1 protein-coding gene is annotated in these 806 nt (G+C 66.9%); it reads right to left on the bottom strand.

All coding sequences use genetic code 11. The features are described from left to right. On the bottom strand, positions 1–677 hold a 677-nt coding region (locus tag EN935_RS38390; protein WP_164771842.1), incomplete at its 3' end, for a 2-dehydropantoate 2-reductase. Positions 678–806: the final 129 nt, after the last annotated feature.

Raw genomic sequence — 806 nt, 5'->3', positions numbered from 1 at the left:
ATCGCGGCAAGCGTGCTGCCGGTCAGCGCGGAGATCGGGTTGAAGGAGAGATTGCCCCACAGCTTCACCCAGATTTCGCTGCGGATGTCGTCGCGCACCGGCACCTGCAGCCCCGCCTTGACCATCTCCTCGGCCAGAAGCGTGACCCGTTCGCTGCGCACACCCGAGGGTTCGCCGAGCGAGAAGCGCTTGCCCTCGACATGGCGGATGAGGCCCGGCGCATCGACTTCGACGGCGGGATAGACGACCGAGCCGATGACGCGCTGCGGCCCGATCCGCTGCCAGATCGCGCCACCGGGATCGACCGCGCTCAGCCTGGTGCCTTCGAGCGGCCCGCCGACGCCGTGGAAATACCACCACGGCACGCCGTTCTGCATGGTGACGACGGCGGTGTGCTGCCCGAGCAGCGGCGCGATCTGGTCAAGGGCCGGGGTGAGGGAATGGGCTTTCAGCGCCAGCACGACATAATCCTGCACGCCAAGTTCCTCGGCTTTCGCGGCGGCCCGGACGGGGACGGACGTCTCCTGGCCATCCTCGATCAGGCGCAGGCCGTTCGCCTTGATCGCTTCCAGATGCGCGCCGCGCGCGACGATCGAAAGATCGGTCCGCCCAGTGATTGCCAGCTTGGCTGCGAGATAGCCGCCGATCGCGCCGGCGCCGAAGATGGTGATCTTCATCGTCAAAGTCCGAGTTTGGCGGCAAGGCCGATGCGCTGCAATTTGCCGGTCGCGCCCTTGGGGATCTCGTCCAGGATCAGGATCTTGCGCGGCACCTTGAAGTCGGCAAGCCGCGTCGCGGCATAGGTG

The organism is Mesorhizobium sp. M7D.F.Ca.US.004.03.1.1 (genome assembly GCF_003998635.1).
Taxonomy (GTDB): Bacteria; Pseudomonadota; Alphaproteobacteria; order Rhizobiales; family Rhizobiaceae; genus Mesorhizobium; species Mesorhizobium loti.
The sequence above is the reverse complement of the archived record's forward strand: the minus strand, read 5'-3'. Positions and strand labels throughout refer to the sequence as shown.